The organism is Haloterrigena gelatinilytica, from assembly GCF_013342145.1.
Classification (GTDB): Archaea; Halobacteriota; Halobacteria; order Halobacteriales; family Natrialbaceae; genus Haloterrigena; species Haloterrigena gelatinilytica.
Genome location: NZ_JABUQZ010000001.1, coordinates 1,325,836 through 1,339,562, shown reverse-complemented (window position 1 = coordinate 1,339,562; position 13,727 = coordinate 1,325,836). Strand labels below are relative to the sequence as shown.

Sequence of the window (13,727 nt, the reverse complement as noted above, 5' to 3'; positions counted from 1 at the left end):
CATATCGCATCTGGATCAGACCCGGAAACGGGTCCAGGCGCTAACTGGACTACACGTACTAACACGGTCGCACCACCGATATTGGTATTGCGGCGGTTCGATTCCGCTGATCGGCGTTCGGCGGCCACAGCGGCGGGGTTCCACCCGTACCCATCCCGAACACGGACGTTAAGCCCGCCTGCGTTTCGGCGAGTACTGGAGTGGGCGACCCTCTGGGAGACCCGATTCGCCGCCACCACTCATACTCTCATCATCACGCCCCGCACAGCACCGGCTGTGCGGGGCTACTCGTATTTATTCCGTAGTGACATCGCTATCAGTCGTATTAACCCTCGGCACAACGATTCCCGTTCCAACCGGACCAAATATTTTTGGAGCGGGGCTTATTCGGGTGTGTGGAAAACCGTGTAATATGGAATCAGAACGTCTCTCCTTGGACGTCGTATACGGACTTCTTTCCGAGTCGCGCTGTCGATACCTCCTCTACTACTTTTTAGAGAACGACCACGCGAACATTGAGAGCGTTTCATTACAGATCGCCGCTTGGGAACAAGGCGAATCGATCGAGGCCGTCACCGAGGCACAAAAACAACGTGTCACGACATCGCTGATCCACAGCCACCTTCCGAAGCTCGAGGACCACGGTCTCATCGAACACGACAATCGGACGGGGGACGTGATCGGTAGCGACGGATTCGACGAGATCAGCGAAACGGTTCGTCAGGCGCGGGCGAGCGAAGACGAAGTCACGATAACAGGGTCATCGATGGAGTCGTTCCTGTACAGCGAACCGGTGCCCTCATCGAACAGGGAGCAGTAGTAGAGCACAAGCGACTTGGCTCTCGTTCGGTAACCACGAGTCGACGCGACGGAGATGTTAGTCCAAGGGGGAATGGAGCGTGTGGGTGTGATACCCACGGTGATGAATGCTAACGCACAGGGTATTACACGTTTGCTCGGCTTGCAGCGGATGAAAGCGGAGCTACCGGGTGGAAATCGGTATCGCCCGGAACACTAACGTCCAGCCTCATCCCGTGGCGGCGTGCCGCGTCGGCTGGCTAACCCTCGTGCCGGGCGGAGGAGCGGTCGTGCTCCTCGAACGGGTGGGCAAGGCCCACCGGATATCGCGTGCCCGGGTTCGCCGTGCTGTCATCGCACCCGGATGGGTAGACTCGGACGGGGACTAAAGGCACGCACTCCCCTTAGGAGGTCGTCCGGTTTAACTCTTCCATCGTGCGATCGGTATCGGGTCCCTCTCAATCGGGGTTCGGCGCTTCGGCGACGGTCCCCTCGTTTTCCGAAAGCCACTGGTCGTAGGTTTCGGAGTCGACGACCACGATCTCACCTTGCATCCGCGAGTGGCCGGCGCCGCAGAACTCCGCACAGACCACGTCGTAGCGGCCGGGTTCGTCGACGACGGTCCGTGCGCGAGTGTAGTCGCCGGGGAACGCGTCCTGCTTGACGCCCAGATCCGGAATGAAAAGTGAGTGGATCACGTCGTCACTGGTCAGCCAGAACGTCACGTCCTCGCCGGCGGGAATCACGATCTGGTTTTCAGTCGTGACGTTGGCGTCCGGATAGGTTGCCTGCCACTCCCACTGATAGCCGCGGACGTGAACCTCTTCGTCGCCGGTATCGGGGAGGTCCTCGAAGGAGTCGAACCCCTCTTGGCTTCGATCGTCGGTATCGATCGCCTGCGACGGTGAGATATAGGGGTTGACGAGGACAGAGTAGCCGGAGAGGCCGACGAACAGCAGGATAATCGCCGTCGCGGCGGTCCAAGTGATCTCGAGCGCGGGGTCCTCGGTCGTCGGCTGCGGATCGTCGTTGTCGTGGAACTTGACGGCCGCGTAGATCAGAATCATCAGGACGAACAGCGTTAGCGGCAGAGCCGCGTAGAGCAACTGATACTCGAGGCCATCGATGAGTTCGCGATTAGGTGACTGTGCCGCGACCGTGCCGGTCAGCGCGAGGAGCGTCGAGAGCGCCGCGGCGGTGGACGCGACGATCGTACGACGGCGACTACTCATTGACGGCGATTCAACGACCGGCGTGATATACGTCGTCCATCGTTTGGTGAACAATCACGGTTCTGGACAGTTTTAGATGAATGCTGGAATTCGAAGGAATATCAAAATAAACGACAGTCACTGTCACGTCAGTTCATATTTATTGGGGTCGGTGGTGAGCCTACCGCTATGTACGACGACGAGCGGTGCGGTCGGACCGGCGGTGGTGAGCGCCGATGAATCGCGCGCTCACAGAAGTCTCGTTGTTTGCCGTCGTCGTTATCGGCTGTCTCCTGACGATCGTTTTGGCGCGGCGTGCTCGAGACGAGCCGTCGCCGGACGGGGGATACGCGACGGGACACCGTCGCGAACTGAGCCTGGCCGAGGCGAAGGCGGCCGCGATTCGCTGGGCGACGACGACGAATCACCGCGAAATCGGACTGCTCTACATCGCGTTCGGCACCGTCGCGGCGATCTGGGGCGGGATCGACGCGATGATGATTCGGACGCATCTGCTGACGCCGGAGGCGAACCTCTGGACGGAGCAGACGTACAACGAACTGTTTACGATGCACGGGCTGACGATGCTGATCTTCTTCGTTACGCCGGTGTTCTTCGGGATCGGGAACTACTTCCTGCCGCTGCTGATCGGCGCCGACGACATGGCGTTTCCGCGGCTCAACGCCATCGGGTTCTGGCTCCTCCCGCCGTCGCTGTTGCTCGCCCGCCTGGGAATCGTCGCCGAAGTGACGGGGGCGGTGCTCGCGGTCGTCGTTCCGGGCGAGTGGCTGTCGGTTCTGCTGGCGTTTCAGGAGCCGGCGATCGGATGGACGATGTATCCGCCCCTATCGTTGGCGCCGAATCCCCAGACGAACTTCCTCCTGTTGGGCCTCCACTTGAGCGGCATCGCGACCACGATCGGCGGGATCAACTTCATCGCGACGGTCGTCTACGAGCGCGACGAGTCGATCGGGTGGGCGAACCTCGACATCTTCTCGTGGAACATGCTCATCACGAGCGCGATCGTCATCTTCGCGTTCCCGTTGCTCGGCACCGCGTTGCTCATGTTGCTGCTCGACCGCAATTTCGGAACGACGTTCTTCGCGGTCGAGGGCGGCGGCCCCATCCTCTGGCAGCACCTGCTGTGGTTCTGGGGCCATCCCGAGGTGTATATCATCTTCCTCCCGGCGACCGGCCTGATGAGCCTCATACTCCCGAAGTTCGTCGGCAGGAAGCTGTTCGGGTTCAAGTTCATCGTCTACTCGACGATCGCGATCGGCGTCCTCTCCTTCGGCGTCTGGGCCCACCACATGTTCGTGACCGGCGTCGATCCCCGCATCCGGGCGAGTTTCATGGCGACGTCGATCGCGATCGCCGTTCCCAGCGCGATCAAGGTGTTCAACTGGATCACGACGATGTGGAACGGCGACGTCCGGCTGGCCGCGCCGACGATTCTCTGTGTCGGCTCGGTTGGACTGTTCATCGTCGGCGGCGTGACCGGCATCTTCCTCGCGGTCATCCCCGTCGACATTATCTACCACGGCACCTACTACGTCGTCGGCCACTTCCACCTCATCATCATGGGGATCATCCCGTTCATGATGTTCGCGGCCAGTTACTACTGGTACCCCCTGATTACCGGGCGGATGTACGACCGTCGGCTCGCGATCTTCCAGTCGTCGCTGCTGGTCATCGGCTCCGGCCTCACGTTCATGACGCTGATGGCGCTCGGCTTCCTCGAGCACCCCCGTCGGTACGCGACCTATCCGGCGGAGTACTCGGGGCTGCACGTCGTCGCGACCGTCGGCTCGTTCATCATCGGGATCAGCGTGCTCATGTGGCTCTACAACATGCTCTGGTCGTACTTCCAGGGGTCGCGGGTCGAGACCGCGGACCCGTGGGAGCTGAAGGCGACCCAGCAGTTCACGCCCGAGTGGCAGTGGTTCGAGGACCGCCTCGAGCGCAAGCACGGGATTCCGCCGAGCGAACCCGAGGAAGTTCGGCCGTCGTACGTGCCCGCCCAGGAGGAGCGGCCGCCGTCGCTGTACGGTCGCATCGTGCCGGTCGCCCGACGCGCTCTGAGCGACGCGGGCGCGGGCGCGGCCGGCGGTTTCGTCGGGACGGTACTGATGACCGGCGCCCTCCTCGTCGCGGTCGCACTGGGCGTCTTCGACCTCGAGTCCTTCGCGAACCTCGCGACGCTGGTGGGGCTGCCGGCGAACCTCGCGCTCGGCTACGGGCTCTTCCTCTTCGCGGGCATGACGGTCTGGCCCCTGCTGTTCCTCTCGCTCGGAGAGTACCTACCGGGCGAACTCACGTTCATCACGGGCCTGTGGTACGCGACGGTCATCGCCTCGGGATTCGTCATCGCCTTCTACACCGGGCAGACCGGCCTCGAGCTGGTGACGTACCTCGTCTTCGCACTGCTCGCCCACTGGATCTACGGGCTGGGGCTTGCCGGGATGATCACGTACCTCGGCGGTCGCCGCCCGACGTCGCCGGAGGGGCCCCGATGAGCGACGACGACGCCACGCCGTCCGACGCGGACGAACCGCCCGCCACGGACAGCACCGGCCCCGTCGAGCCGACCGCGTCGTCGGAGTCGCTCATGTTGACCTACGCCGCCCCCTTTCTCGGCGTTCTGCTGATCGCCGTCGGCCTTCCCCTCTCGATCGTCGGCGGCTACGTGGTCGTCCAGGACGGCCTCGGGCTGTGCGGCGAGCCGACGCTCACGGCGACGCCCGCCGACGAGTACGACGAATCGCTGGCGACCATCGACGAAATTCCCGCCGAGCAGCTCTCGTCGGCCGAACGGGAGGCCCTCGAGGAGGCGATCGACAGCCCCCTGCGAGAGGGAGTGGTTTCGGGCGAGCTCGAGAACCGGGCGGCGTTGCTCGAGGGGGTCGTCGTCGAGTACGAGGGGACGCGCTATTACGTGCAGATCGCGTCCCAGAACTCCTGTCTCGAGGTGCAGCCGTTGCTGTTCCCGATCGGCGCGGTGGCGATCCTCATGGGGATCGGCGGCGTGTTGACCCCGCCGATCTACCGGAAACTGGCGGGCTTCGAGGAACGGATGCGGCGATGAGGCGGCCGGTCGACGGTTCTCGCGGCCGCGATCACGGAGCCGTCTCCTCCGAGACCGCGCGACGGGCGCCGAGCGCTCGGCTTACTGGTTCGAGTCGGTCGCGTTCCCGTCGGAGGACTTCGAGTCGCTCGTCTCCGAGATGCCGGTCGCGTTCGAATCGCTGGCGGCGGACTCGTCGGGCCGGCTCGGCGTGTCGTTCGTCATCGGACTCGGTTGGGGGGCGATGACTTCCCCGTCGCCCGGCTGCTCGGGGAGATAGGAGAACTGCCCCTTGCCGTCCGGCGACTCGCCCTGCGTCCAGGGGTAGCCGGGGTCGGGCTGCTGTTCGCGCCGGGTCGACATGAACGCGTAGTTGTACTCCTGGTTTTCCTGTTCCTGCGGGAAGCTCGCGGGCACCGGCACCGGGTCGTCGAGCGACTCGAGGGCCTCGAGCCACTGGTTCTGGTGCATGGTGTCTCGGGCGATGAGATAGGCGAGCATGTCCTTCATGCCGGGATCGTCGGTGTACTCGTAGAGCCGGGTCGCGAGCGTGCGCCCGGTCGCCTCGGACATCACGTTCGCGTAGAGGTCGCCCGCGAGGTTGCCCGACGCGACGATGTAGTTGCCGGTGAAGGGGACGCCGTTGCTGTCGACGGGCATCGCCGACTCGCCCGCCGAGAGGAACTGGCGGGGGTTTTGCCCGGTCATCGCCGCGGCCGTCGCCGCGGTCTCCTCGGCGTCGTCGCTCATCTGCTTCGCCGAGCCGCGGAGGTTCTTGGTGACCGCGGTGGCGAGCATCTCGATGTGACCGAGTTCCTCCGCTGCGGTCTCCATCAGTAGGTTCCGATACTCCTCGTAGCCTTCGGGGAGCGCCCACGCCTGGAACATGTACTGCATCGCGACGCGCATCTCCCCTTCCTGTCCCCCGATCGCCTGCTGGAGAAGTTTCGCGAAGTGCGGATCCGGTTCTTCGACGGTGACCTCGTACTGGAGCTCCGGTTCTTGGAAGAACATCCAGATATCACTGGCCAGAGCCACTGAAATAACGCTGTTACTTGCCAATGCGCCGTTGTGTCAGCATGGGAAATCATTATCCCATCGTCGATGGTCGAGAACACGGAGCGTACTCATGCGCCAGGATACGTCAGGATCGACGACGCGACGAACGTTCGTCAAGTGCGGCCTCCTGTCGACCGGAGCGCTCGTCGGCACCTCGAGTACTGGGGTAGCCGACGGGTCGCTGACCGAGTCGACCGAGAGCGCGGAGCAACCGATCGAGCAGGGCGTGATGCGTTCCTACCAGCACATGCCCGACAGCGCGATCACGGTCGGGGAGCCCGTCGACTGGCAGCCCCGAGGACTCGACGAGGCGACCGGCCACGTGGTCTCGTACGACGCTGCGCCCTCCTTCCGCGCGCTCCTGTTTACGACCGCCGGCGGTACCGGCGACGGCGGCGACGGCAATACAGACAACGGCGGATCCGGCTCCGATCCCCTGCAGCCGGGCGATTCGCTCTCGCTGGGTACCGTTCGCGGATCGCCGGCGGCGGCGAATTCGCAGTACGTCACCGTCGACCTCGGGGTCGACGAGACGGCCGGTCCGAGCGCCGACTAGTCGACGACCACCGATTCGGCTCCACACCCGCCCCGCGGCGGCCGGTCCACCGGGGTTTTTCCCCGCTGGCTCTCGTACCCCGGACTCGAGGTGATATCAGTGGCCGAACACGAGAAGCGACGGCGTGCCGCGGCGAAGTGCGTCGGCTGTGGCCGGATCGGCATCGTTCACGTCTGGCCCGACGGTACGCGCAAACCGCTCGGGCAGACGAACTTCTGTGAGTGTTCCGATCCGACGCTCCGACTCCTCGAGGAAGAGCGCGAGGCGGGCGACGATCTCCCGTAGCGACGGAGACGCCGTTAGGGCCACGACGTAGCGCGACGGCGGGAGAAGGTGTATCGTCGCGCGACCGAGTTCGCGGGCCGTTCAGACGGTCGCGCCCACGTAGAGGACGAGCACGAGGAACACCCAGACGAAGTCGACGAAGTGCCAGTACAGCGAGACGGTCGCGACGGAGGTGTCCCGATCGGGGCCGTAGTGGCCGCGGAGCGCGCGCCAGCACAGCACGGCGATCCCGCCGACGCCGAGCGCGACGTGAAAGCCGTGGAGCCCGGTCAGCCCGTAGAAGGCGGTCCCGAAGACGCCGCTGGAGATCGAGAACCCCTCGTGGACGACGAACTCGTAGTACTCGTAGACCTGGCCGCCGAGGAAGACGATCCCGAGGACCAGCGTCGTCCCGAGCAGGCCGAGGAAGCGGCGCCGGTTCCCCTCCTCGAGCGCTTCGTGCGCGTAGTGGAACGTGACGCTGCTGGCGAGCAGGATCGCGGTGTTGACGATCACGAGCGATCCCAGCAGCGGCGGCAGCTCTTCGGGCGGCCACGCGCCGACTCTGACGAAGAAGTAGTAGATGAACAGCGCGCCGAACGTCGAGACGTCGGTCGTCAGAAAGAGCAGCGTCGTCCAGACGTACGACTCTCGAGACGACCCGCCGACGGCTCCCTCTCGCGCGGGTGCGAGAAAAACCTCGTCGACCCAGCCGGCGATGCCGGCCAGCAGGACAATCGTCCCGACGACGGCGAGGGCGACGCCCACGAGCGGCGGCAGCAGGCCCGTTTCGTTCCCGAGAATCGCGATCGCGGCGCCGCCGTAGAGACCGCCGGCGCCGACGGCGGCGACGAGCGGCCAGCGACTGCGGTGTTCGTGTTCGTCGTGATCGACGTCGGGTTCGTGAGGGCTATCGGGGCCGACGGGGCCGTCCGGATCGTGCCCGACCGTCGCGCCGTCGCTCGAGACGCCGTGGCCGCCGCCGTCGGTTCGAACCGGAGCCGTCTCGAACGCCGTGTCGTCGCCCGAACCGCTCGCGTCGGTACGTCGAGCCATATCCGCAGTCCAACGTCGAGCCGGAAAAAGGATCGCCGCTTACGCGCCGGGAGGGTGTTCGTACGATCATCCGCGGGTCCGTCGCCGTCGGGGCCTCGAGTATCGGTATCGATACCGTCCGTCCTGCGACTGTCATCCGGCGCCGGGTTGCGATTCCCGGTCCGTCGCTTCGCGTTCGTCCGCCGCGGCGTCGGCGCTCGGTCCCGCGGCGTCCGCGGGCGCGCCTCGCGTGACTACCGGATCGCGAGAATCGCGCTTCGGTTCTCGAGCAGGTCCTGAGCAGCCCCACGAGAAGTACTGGAGGTCGTCCCAGACGTCGTAGCGGGGACGCCAGAATGAGGTACCCGAGTCAGGCGACGCACGCGTCGGTGAGAGACCGACGGGTGCGGTCGCTGTCGATAGCTGGCGCGTGTCCCCGTCCGATCCGCCTCTCCCTAAGTGCTGGTTCCCCCTAACTGGCCGGGAAACGCAGTCGCGGGCGAACCGAGGCGAGCGGAACGCGAGACTCAGTAGAAGTACTCGTCCTCGCGCAACTGGACGTAGCCGCCGTCGCGGTAGGCGAACTTCCGGCGCTTGTACTCGAGGAGGACCTTCGAGGCGCCGATCCCGGCGGAGTAGCCGCGGCTGACCAGGCCCTCGCCGTCGTCGCCCTGCATCCGGTTGACGATCTCGAACGTGCGGTCCCAGTCGGCGGGTTCGTACTCCTCGACGATGTCGGCGAAGGAGACGTTGCGCAGGATCTCGTCGCCGATGGCCTGCTTCCAGACGTCGTTGTAGTTCGCGAGCGAATCGGTCCCGACGAGTCGGCCGGCGATCTTCCCGGTGCGGACGGCGACGTGGTAGCCGCCTTCGTGGAAGGCCGAGGTGGTGCCCATCGCGCCGCCGGCGACGGCGATGTTGGCGCCGACGGGCGACTCGATCGGTCGCGTCGAGGAGATGGGGTACGTCTCGGTCCCCTTCGACTTCCCGCGGTCCTCGACGCGCGGGATGTCCTCCTCGATGTCGTACTCGTCGCCGTACTCGCGCTCGAGCAGGCGCCGGATGTACTCCGCGCCCGAGGGGAGCTTGTCGTCGTCGTGCTCGAGCAGGGCGTAGGCGGCGGGGTTTTCGACGTCCTCGAGTTCCATTCCGATGGGCATGGTCAGTCCGACGCGGGCGACCGTGCCGTCGTTGGGGAAGACCCACGGGTAGGCGGTCTCGCCGGGCATGTACCCCCACCAGAACTTGAGGGTGTCCTCGAACTCCTCGAACAGCTCGGAGGGGAAGTCCCGATACTCCTGGTAGGCGATGTGGTTTGCCTCCGGCGGCGAGAGGTAGTCGGAGACGCTGCGACCGGGCGCGGTGAACTGGTCGAGCGCGTCCAGCGTGACGCGGCGCTGGGGGCCGTCCGCGAGGACGACGTACTGGGCCTCGAGCTCGTCCCCGTTCGAGAGGGTCAGCGTGTGGGTCGGCCCCTTCGGGCTCGAGGCGCGGAGGTCGGTCTCGAGGTCCTTGACGCCCGTCCCGACGCGGAGGTCGGCGCCGGCGTCCTCGGCGCGCTCGTAGAGCCAGTCGTCCATGCGCGCGCGATGGAAGGTGTAGCCGAAGTTGGGGTAGCTGGCGTCCATCCCCGTACTCGTCAGTTCGACCGACGTCGAGGGGCCGACGAACTCGGTCGCCTCGAGCTCCCGTAAGATGACGTCGTCGGGAATCTCCCGGTAGTCGAACTCCATGATATCGATCCAGTAGTCGAGCATCCCGGCGGCGTCGGTCGAGTCGGGACCGAGGCCGTCGCGGTCCTCCCGCGGGACGCCCTGTTCGAAGAGAACGGTCTCGGCGCCGTGGGCGGCGGCCCGCTCGGCCGCGGACGCCCCCGCGGGTCCGCCACCGACGATCGCGACATCTACGCGTTCCATACTCCGTAGAGGTCTCAGCCTCCCGTATTAAAATGCTTGAAACCGACGGCGACTGAACCGAACGGAAACGAGCGGTAGCCGCGCCGAATCGGAGATCACGCGATCGATTCCGGTTTCTCGACGTGGAAGGGGAGACTGGCGTGGCCGTCCTGTTGAAACTCGGAGATGATCCGGTTGAACTCCTCGTAGTCGACGACGTTCTTGTAGACCATCTTCTCGATGATCCGGCGCCGATACTCGAGGTCGTCGTAGATGTCTCGCGTGTCCTCGTAGCCGTGCAGCGTCGCGATCTTGTCCTCTAAGAGCACCGAGTTGTTCATGCCGGTAAACTCCAGTTGGTCGTCGACGGGATCCCACTCGAAGACCTTGTTCGTGACCAGTCCGCCGAGTTCGCTCGAGAACTTGTCGATTTCGTAAATGCTCGTACAGCGCCGGTAGTCGTCGCTCTGGATGAAGTTCTGAAAGATGACGAGGTCGAGGTTGTCCAGATGGGAGTAGGGGACGTTGATCGGATTGCCCTTCAGCCGCTGGACTAAGCTCTTGATGTTGCCGGCGTGGAAGGTCATCATCACGGGGTGGCCCGTCTGGATCGCCTGGAAGGCCATCCGGACCTCCTCGCCGCGGGCCTCGCCGATGATGATGCAGTCGGGCCGCGAGCGGAGCGCGGCGGCGACGAGGTCGAAGAGGTCGACCTCGTTGCTGGTTCCCTCCCGCGTGAGGAGCTGTTGCCAGGTGTCGTGGGGCGGGATGACCTCGGCGGTGTCCTCGGCCGTGAAAATCTTCGCGTCGTCCGGGATGAACGACGTCAACGCGTTGAGCGTCGTCGTCTTCCCCGACGCGGTCTCCCCGGCGACGATGGCGCTGGTCTCGTTTTCCATCGCCAGCCAGAGGTACGCCGCGGCCGTCGGCGAGAAGGTTCCGCCGCGGGTGATCGCCGTCATCGTCAGCGGGATTTCGTCCTGCTGGCGGATCGTCATCGACGGCCCCTTCACCGAGACGTCGTTGCTGAACACGACGTTGAATCGGGAGCCGTCGGGGAGGGTTCCGTCCGTGATCGGGTCGGCGTCGGAGAGCGGGTCGCCGATCCGTTCGCCCATCGACCGCAGGAAGTGCTCGTACTCGTACTCCGATCCGAAGTCGATGTCCGTCCGAACCAGGCCGAAGACGTCGTTGTAGACGTGGAGGTTGTCGTGGGCGAGCACGTGGATGTCCTCGTTACTGTCGTCGAGCAAGACCGGCTCGAGCGGCCCCAGACCGAGCACGTCCCGCCGGAACTGATACCGCAGTCGCTCGTAGGTCCGCTGGTCGACCGAGATCGGCCGCCGGGAGAGCGCGCCGCGGAGCCGACCGAGGAGGCCGTCGACGGCCGACCGCTCCTCCGGCGGCGCCTCCGTCGTCACCGAAACCACCGGCTCGAGGACCTCGTCGATGTCCTCGCGGTCCACGTCGCCGGGATCGGTCACGTTCTCGTTTAGCACCCGGTTTTTCACCTCTCGGAACAGCGTGACCTCGTCGTAACTCAGGGAGGGTTCGATCGCGTAGTAGATCGGGTCCTGATCGGTCGATCCGTACACGTGGGCGAAGACGAGATCGTCGATCTGCCAGCAGTAGTTGGGGTGGTCGACCGTCGTGTTGTGGTGGTCCTCCGGTTCGTCGATGTACCGCGGGTAGACGTTCGCTCGGTCGTGGAACGCGGTGACGTGTTCCTCGAGGTGCGGATGGCGATCCATCTGCTCCTCGAGGTCGCTCGAGAGACTCGTTTCGTCGAAGTCGCCGGGATCGATTTGCCAGGCCATCGATGCTAGGTGTCGTTCGTCTGCCGTCCGGTTCGAGAGACGCCCCGCGTCGAACTGCGAGTCGGCCCTCGAGGCCGCGGACGGAGGTGCCGACGGGACGCCGGCCGGCGGTCCGCGGTGATCGGGTCGGGTGGCGTCACAGTGTTCGCTCGGTGCCGTTCGCGCCGGTCACGCGGAGTTCGTCGGTCTGCGGATCGTACCGCAGCGATCGTCCCGCGTCGCCGCCGGTATCCTCGGCGACGATCTCGACGCCGTTGTCGGACAGTTCGCGCCGGGCCGCCTCAACGTTTCGGCTGCCGATCGGGGTGTCGACCCGATCGAAGTCGACCATCGTCGCGCCGCCGGCGAGCTTGGCCGAGGCCGACGAGAGGTCGCCGCCGGTCGCGACGAACGCCGAGAGCATCGCGGCGATCCCCGTGTCGGCGAACTTCGCGTCGCTGTGGTTCTGCCCGTTCGATTCCGCGGCCCGCGGGAGCATGAAGTGTAAGAGGCCGCTGACGCCCCGAACGTCGTCGTGGACGACGAGACCGAGACAGGAGCCGAGCCCGCTCGTCCGCAGCGGTCGCCCCTCGTCGGTGATCGCGTACTCCGCGACGCCGACAGAGATGGGGTCGGCCGTCGGCTCCGGGTCGTCGGACTCGCCGAAGACCGGAATTTCGAAGTCGTCGTCATCACCGTCGCCGTCGTCGCCATCGGCGTCGCCGTCCCCGTCCGCGCTCGAGTCGTCCGCCGACTCGCCGTAGACCGGGACCTCGACCTCGTCGTCGTCATCGCCGTCGTCCTCGTCGCCGTCGGTCGCCGGCGTGTAGACGCTGATCCCGAGGTCGTCGGTGTCGTCGCCCTCGTCGTCGGCCCCGTCGTCGGCGCCGTAGATTGTGATCCCGCCGTCCTCGCCGCCCGCGTCGTTCGCGTCGTCGCTCATCGCTGGGCCCAGTAGTCCGCGATTTCCTTCGGGCTGAGCAGCAGGTAGACGTCGCAGCTGAGATCGCCCGCCGTCGATTCGAGCAGCCCCTCGAGGCTGAGGACGAACCGTTCGCCCGGCCCGAGGTTCGCGACCACGTCGTTGACGATCGACGACCGCATGTCGTCGACGATCGTCGGCTCGCCGGCCCGAACCGCTACCTCGAGCCGGTCGGCGATCTCGTCGACGAGGCTCGTCGTCACCGCGGCGCCGACCTCGTCGGTCGATCCGTCGCGGTCGTCGAAGAAGGTGATCGCGGAGCCGATCGGCGGATCGACGAGTTCGACCACCGCGCCGAGGCTCTCCTCGTCGGAAACCGTCTCCGACAGTCGCTCGGCCGGAACGATATCCAGCGTGTCGATCGCGACGTCGGCGTCGAACTCGGTCGTCTCGAGGAGGTGATCGCCGATCGACCGCGGTTCCATCCCGTCCAGCGCCGTCAGCACCTCGAGGAGTTCGTAATCGATCGCGCTGGCGTCGGGGTCCGCGCCGAACTGGGTTCGGGACGTCGCCTCGTCGAGGAAGAGGAACATCTGGAACTCGATCTCGTCGTCGGGCGTCACGATCGAACTGCGCTGGGAGAGCACGTGCTCGGTCTCCTCGAGGAGTTCGGATCGAACGCCCTCCTCGGCGTCGAACGCGCTCGAGACGACCGACGGCGGCGACATGACGATCGACTCGCCCTGGACGTTCGCCCAGCCGTCGACGTAGCCGCTGACCATCACGTTACAGATCTCCTCGACGGCCGACTCGTGTTTCGACGTGTAGCCGTCGTCCGAGGGAAGCATCGGCATGAACGCCTCGGCGAGTTCGCGGGCGCTGGCGCTGTCGAGGACGGTGACGACCTCCCCCTCGAGATAGCCCTCGAGGGAGATGGAGATGGCGAGCACGTCGTCGCGCTCGAACTCGTCGATCACCGCCGTCGCGGCGACGACGTGTAAGCGACTGCAGTCGACCGAGGTGTCGACCCCGGTGAGTCCGGAGAGGCGGTCGCTCGCCCCGTCGGCGCCGTCGATGGCCATCTGGTCGAATTCTTCTAGCTTTCGTAAGTCGAGTTTCATACTCAT

The 13,727-nt window shown here is 65.5% G+C and carries 12 protein-coding genes and 1 rRNA gene; 6 read left to right on the top strand and 7 right to left on the bottom strand.

Annotated features, from left to right (window positions below; translation table 11 throughout):
* Nucleotides 1-116: 116 nt before the first annotated feature.
* A 5S ribosomal RNA gene (gene rrf / locus HTZ84_RS06810) occupies nucleotides 117-238 on the top strand.
* A gap of 174 nt (nucleotides 239-412) precedes the next feature.
* Complete coding sequence (locus HTZ84_RS06805; RefSeq protein WP_174679983.1) at nucleotides 413-820, top strand: DUF7344 domain-containing protein; 408 nt, start codon at nucleotides 413-415, stop codon at nucleotides 818-820.
* A gap of 436 nt (nucleotides 821-1,256) precedes the next feature.
* Here HTZ84_RS06805 and coxB read toward each other — a convergent pair whose 3' ends face one another.
* Entirely contained in the window at nucleotides 1,257-2,030 is a 774-nt protein-coding gene (gene coxB, locus HTZ84_RS06800) for a cytochrome c oxidase subunit II (RefSeq protein WP_174679982.1), read from the bottom strand.
* Between the two features lie 215 nt (nucleotides 2,031-2,245).
* Between coxB and HTZ84_RS06795 the strand changes: the two genes are divergently transcribed.
* Complete coding sequence (locus HTZ84_RS06795; RefSeq protein WP_174679981.1) at nucleotides 2,246-4,525, top strand: DUF6789 family protein; 2,280 nt, start codon at nucleotides 2,246-2,248, stop codon at nucleotides 4,523-4,525.
* Nucleotides 4,522-5,094, top strand: coding sequence for a hypothetical protein (locus tag HTZ84_RS06790; RefSeq protein WP_174679980.1), 573 nt, complete (start codon nucleotides 4,522-4,524; stop codon nucleotides 5,092-5,094). Before HTZ84_RS06795 ends, HTZ84_RS06790 begins: the two co-directional genes overlap by 4 nt.
* An 81-nt stretch (nucleotides 5,095-5,175) precedes the next feature.
* Here HTZ84_RS06790 and HTZ84_RS06785 read toward each other — a convergent pair whose 3' ends face one another.
* Nucleotides 5,176-6,087, bottom strand: coding sequence for a manganese catalase family protein (locus HTZ84_RS06785; protein ID WP_174679979.1), 912 nt, complete (start codon nucleotides 6,085-6,087; stop codon nucleotides 5,176-5,178).
* A gap of 115 nt (nucleotides 6,088-6,202) precedes the next feature.
* On the opposite strand from HTZ84_RS06785, the gene HTZ84_RS06780 reads away from it, so the two are divergent.
* Nucleotides 6,203-6,688 (top strand): hypothetical protein, encoded by a 486-nt coding sequence (locus tag HTZ84_RS06780; RefSeq protein ID WP_174679978.1) that lies wholly within the window; start codon nucleotides 6,203-6,205, stop codon nucleotides 6,686-6,688.
* A 99-nt stretch (nucleotides 6,689-6,787) separates the two neighbouring features.
* Nucleotides 6,788-6,973, top strand: a complete 186-nt coding sequence (locus HTZ84_RS06775) for a hypothetical protein (RefSeq protein WP_174679977.1) — start codon at nucleotides 6,788-6,790, stop codon at nucleotides 6,971-6,973.
* 81 nt (nucleotides 6,974-7,054) lie between these two features.
* Here the strand turns inward: HTZ84_RS06775 and HTZ84_RS06770 are convergent, their stop codons facing one another.
* The 5 genes from HTZ84_RS06770 to HTZ84_RS06750 form a co-directional block, all read right to left on the bottom strand.
* The gene (locus tag HTZ84_RS06770; RefSeq protein ID WP_174679976.1) at nucleotides 7,055-8,008 is read right to left on the bottom strand and encodes a cytochrome c oxidase subunit 3; all 954 of its coding nucleotides are present in this window, start codon (nucleotides 8,006-8,008) and stop codon (nucleotides 7,055-7,057) included.
* Nucleotides 8,009-8,514: 506 nt separating this feature from the next.
* Entirely contained in the window at nucleotides 8,515-9,903 is a 1,389-nt protein-coding gene (locus HTZ84_RS06765) for an NAD(P)/FAD-dependent oxidoreductase (RefSeq protein ID WP_174679975.1), read from the bottom strand.
* 95 nt (nucleotides 9,904-9,998) lie between these two features.
* Nucleotides 9,999-11,699, bottom strand: a complete 1,701-nt coding sequence (locus HTZ84_RS06760; protein ID WP_174679974.1) for a type II/IV secretion system ATPase subunit — start codon at nucleotides 11,697-11,699, stop codon at nucleotides 9,999-10,001.
* 136 nt (nucleotides 11,700-11,835) lie between these two features.
* Nucleotides 11,836-12,621 carry a chemotaxis protein CheD gene (locus HTZ84_RS06755; RefSeq protein ID WP_174679973.1) on the bottom strand — a complete coding sequence of 262 codons (786 nt, stop codon included), beginning with the start codon at nucleotides 12,619-12,621 and terminating at the stop codon, nucleotides 11,836-11,838.
* Entirely contained in the window at nucleotides 12,618-13,727 is a 1,110-nt protein-coding gene (locus HTZ84_RS06750) for a chemotaxis protein CheC (RefSeq protein WP_254611720.1), read from the bottom strand. Before HTZ84_RS06750 ends, HTZ84_RS06755 begins: the two co-directional genes overlap by 4 nt.

Bases quoted from the DNA above. Each gene is read 5' to 3' on its own strand.
- HTZ84_RS06805 (WP_174679983.1), top strand. From the start codon at position 413: ATGGAATCAGAACGTCTCTCCTTGGACGTCGTATACGGACTTCTTTCC.
- coxB (WP_174679982.1), bottom strand. From the start codon at position 2,030: ATGAGTAGTCGCCGTCGTACGATCGTCGCGTCCACCGCCGCGGCGCTC.
- HTZ84_RS06795 (WP_174679981.1), top strand. From the start codon at position 2,246: ATGAATCGCGCGCTCACAGAAGTCTCGTTGTTTGCCGTCGTCGTTATC.
- HTZ84_RS06790 (WP_174679980.1), top strand. From the start codon at position 4,522: ATGAGCGACGACGACGCCACGCCGTCCGACGCGGACGAACCGCCCGCC.
- HTZ84_RS06785 (WP_174679979.1), bottom strand. From the start codon at position 6,087: ATGTTCTTCCAAGAACCGGAGCTCCAGTACGAGGTCACCGTCGAAGAA.
- HTZ84_RS06780 (WP_174679978.1), top strand. From the start codon at position 6,203: ATGCGCCAGGATACGTCAGGATCGACGACGCGACGAACGTTCGTCAAG.
- HTZ84_RS06770 (WP_174679976.1), bottom strand. From the start codon at position 8,008: ATGGCTCGACGTACCGACGCGAGCGGTTCGGGCGACGACACGGCGTTC.
- HTZ84_RS06765 (WP_174679975.1), bottom strand. From the start codon at position 9,903: ATGGAACGCGTAGATGTCGCGATCGTCGGTGGCGGACCCGCGGGGGCG.
- HTZ84_RS06760 (WP_174679974.1), bottom strand. From the start codon at position 11,699: ATGGCCTGGCAAATCGATCCCGGCGACTTCGACGAAACGAGTCTCTCG.
- HTZ84_RS06755 (WP_174679973.1), bottom strand. From the start codon at position 12,621: ATGAGCGACGACGCGAACGACGCGGGCGGCGAGGACGGCGGGATCACA.
- HTZ84_RS06750 (WP_254611720.1), bottom strand. From the start codon at position 13,727: ATGAGTATGAAACTCGACTTACGAAAGCTAGAAGAATTCGACCAGATG.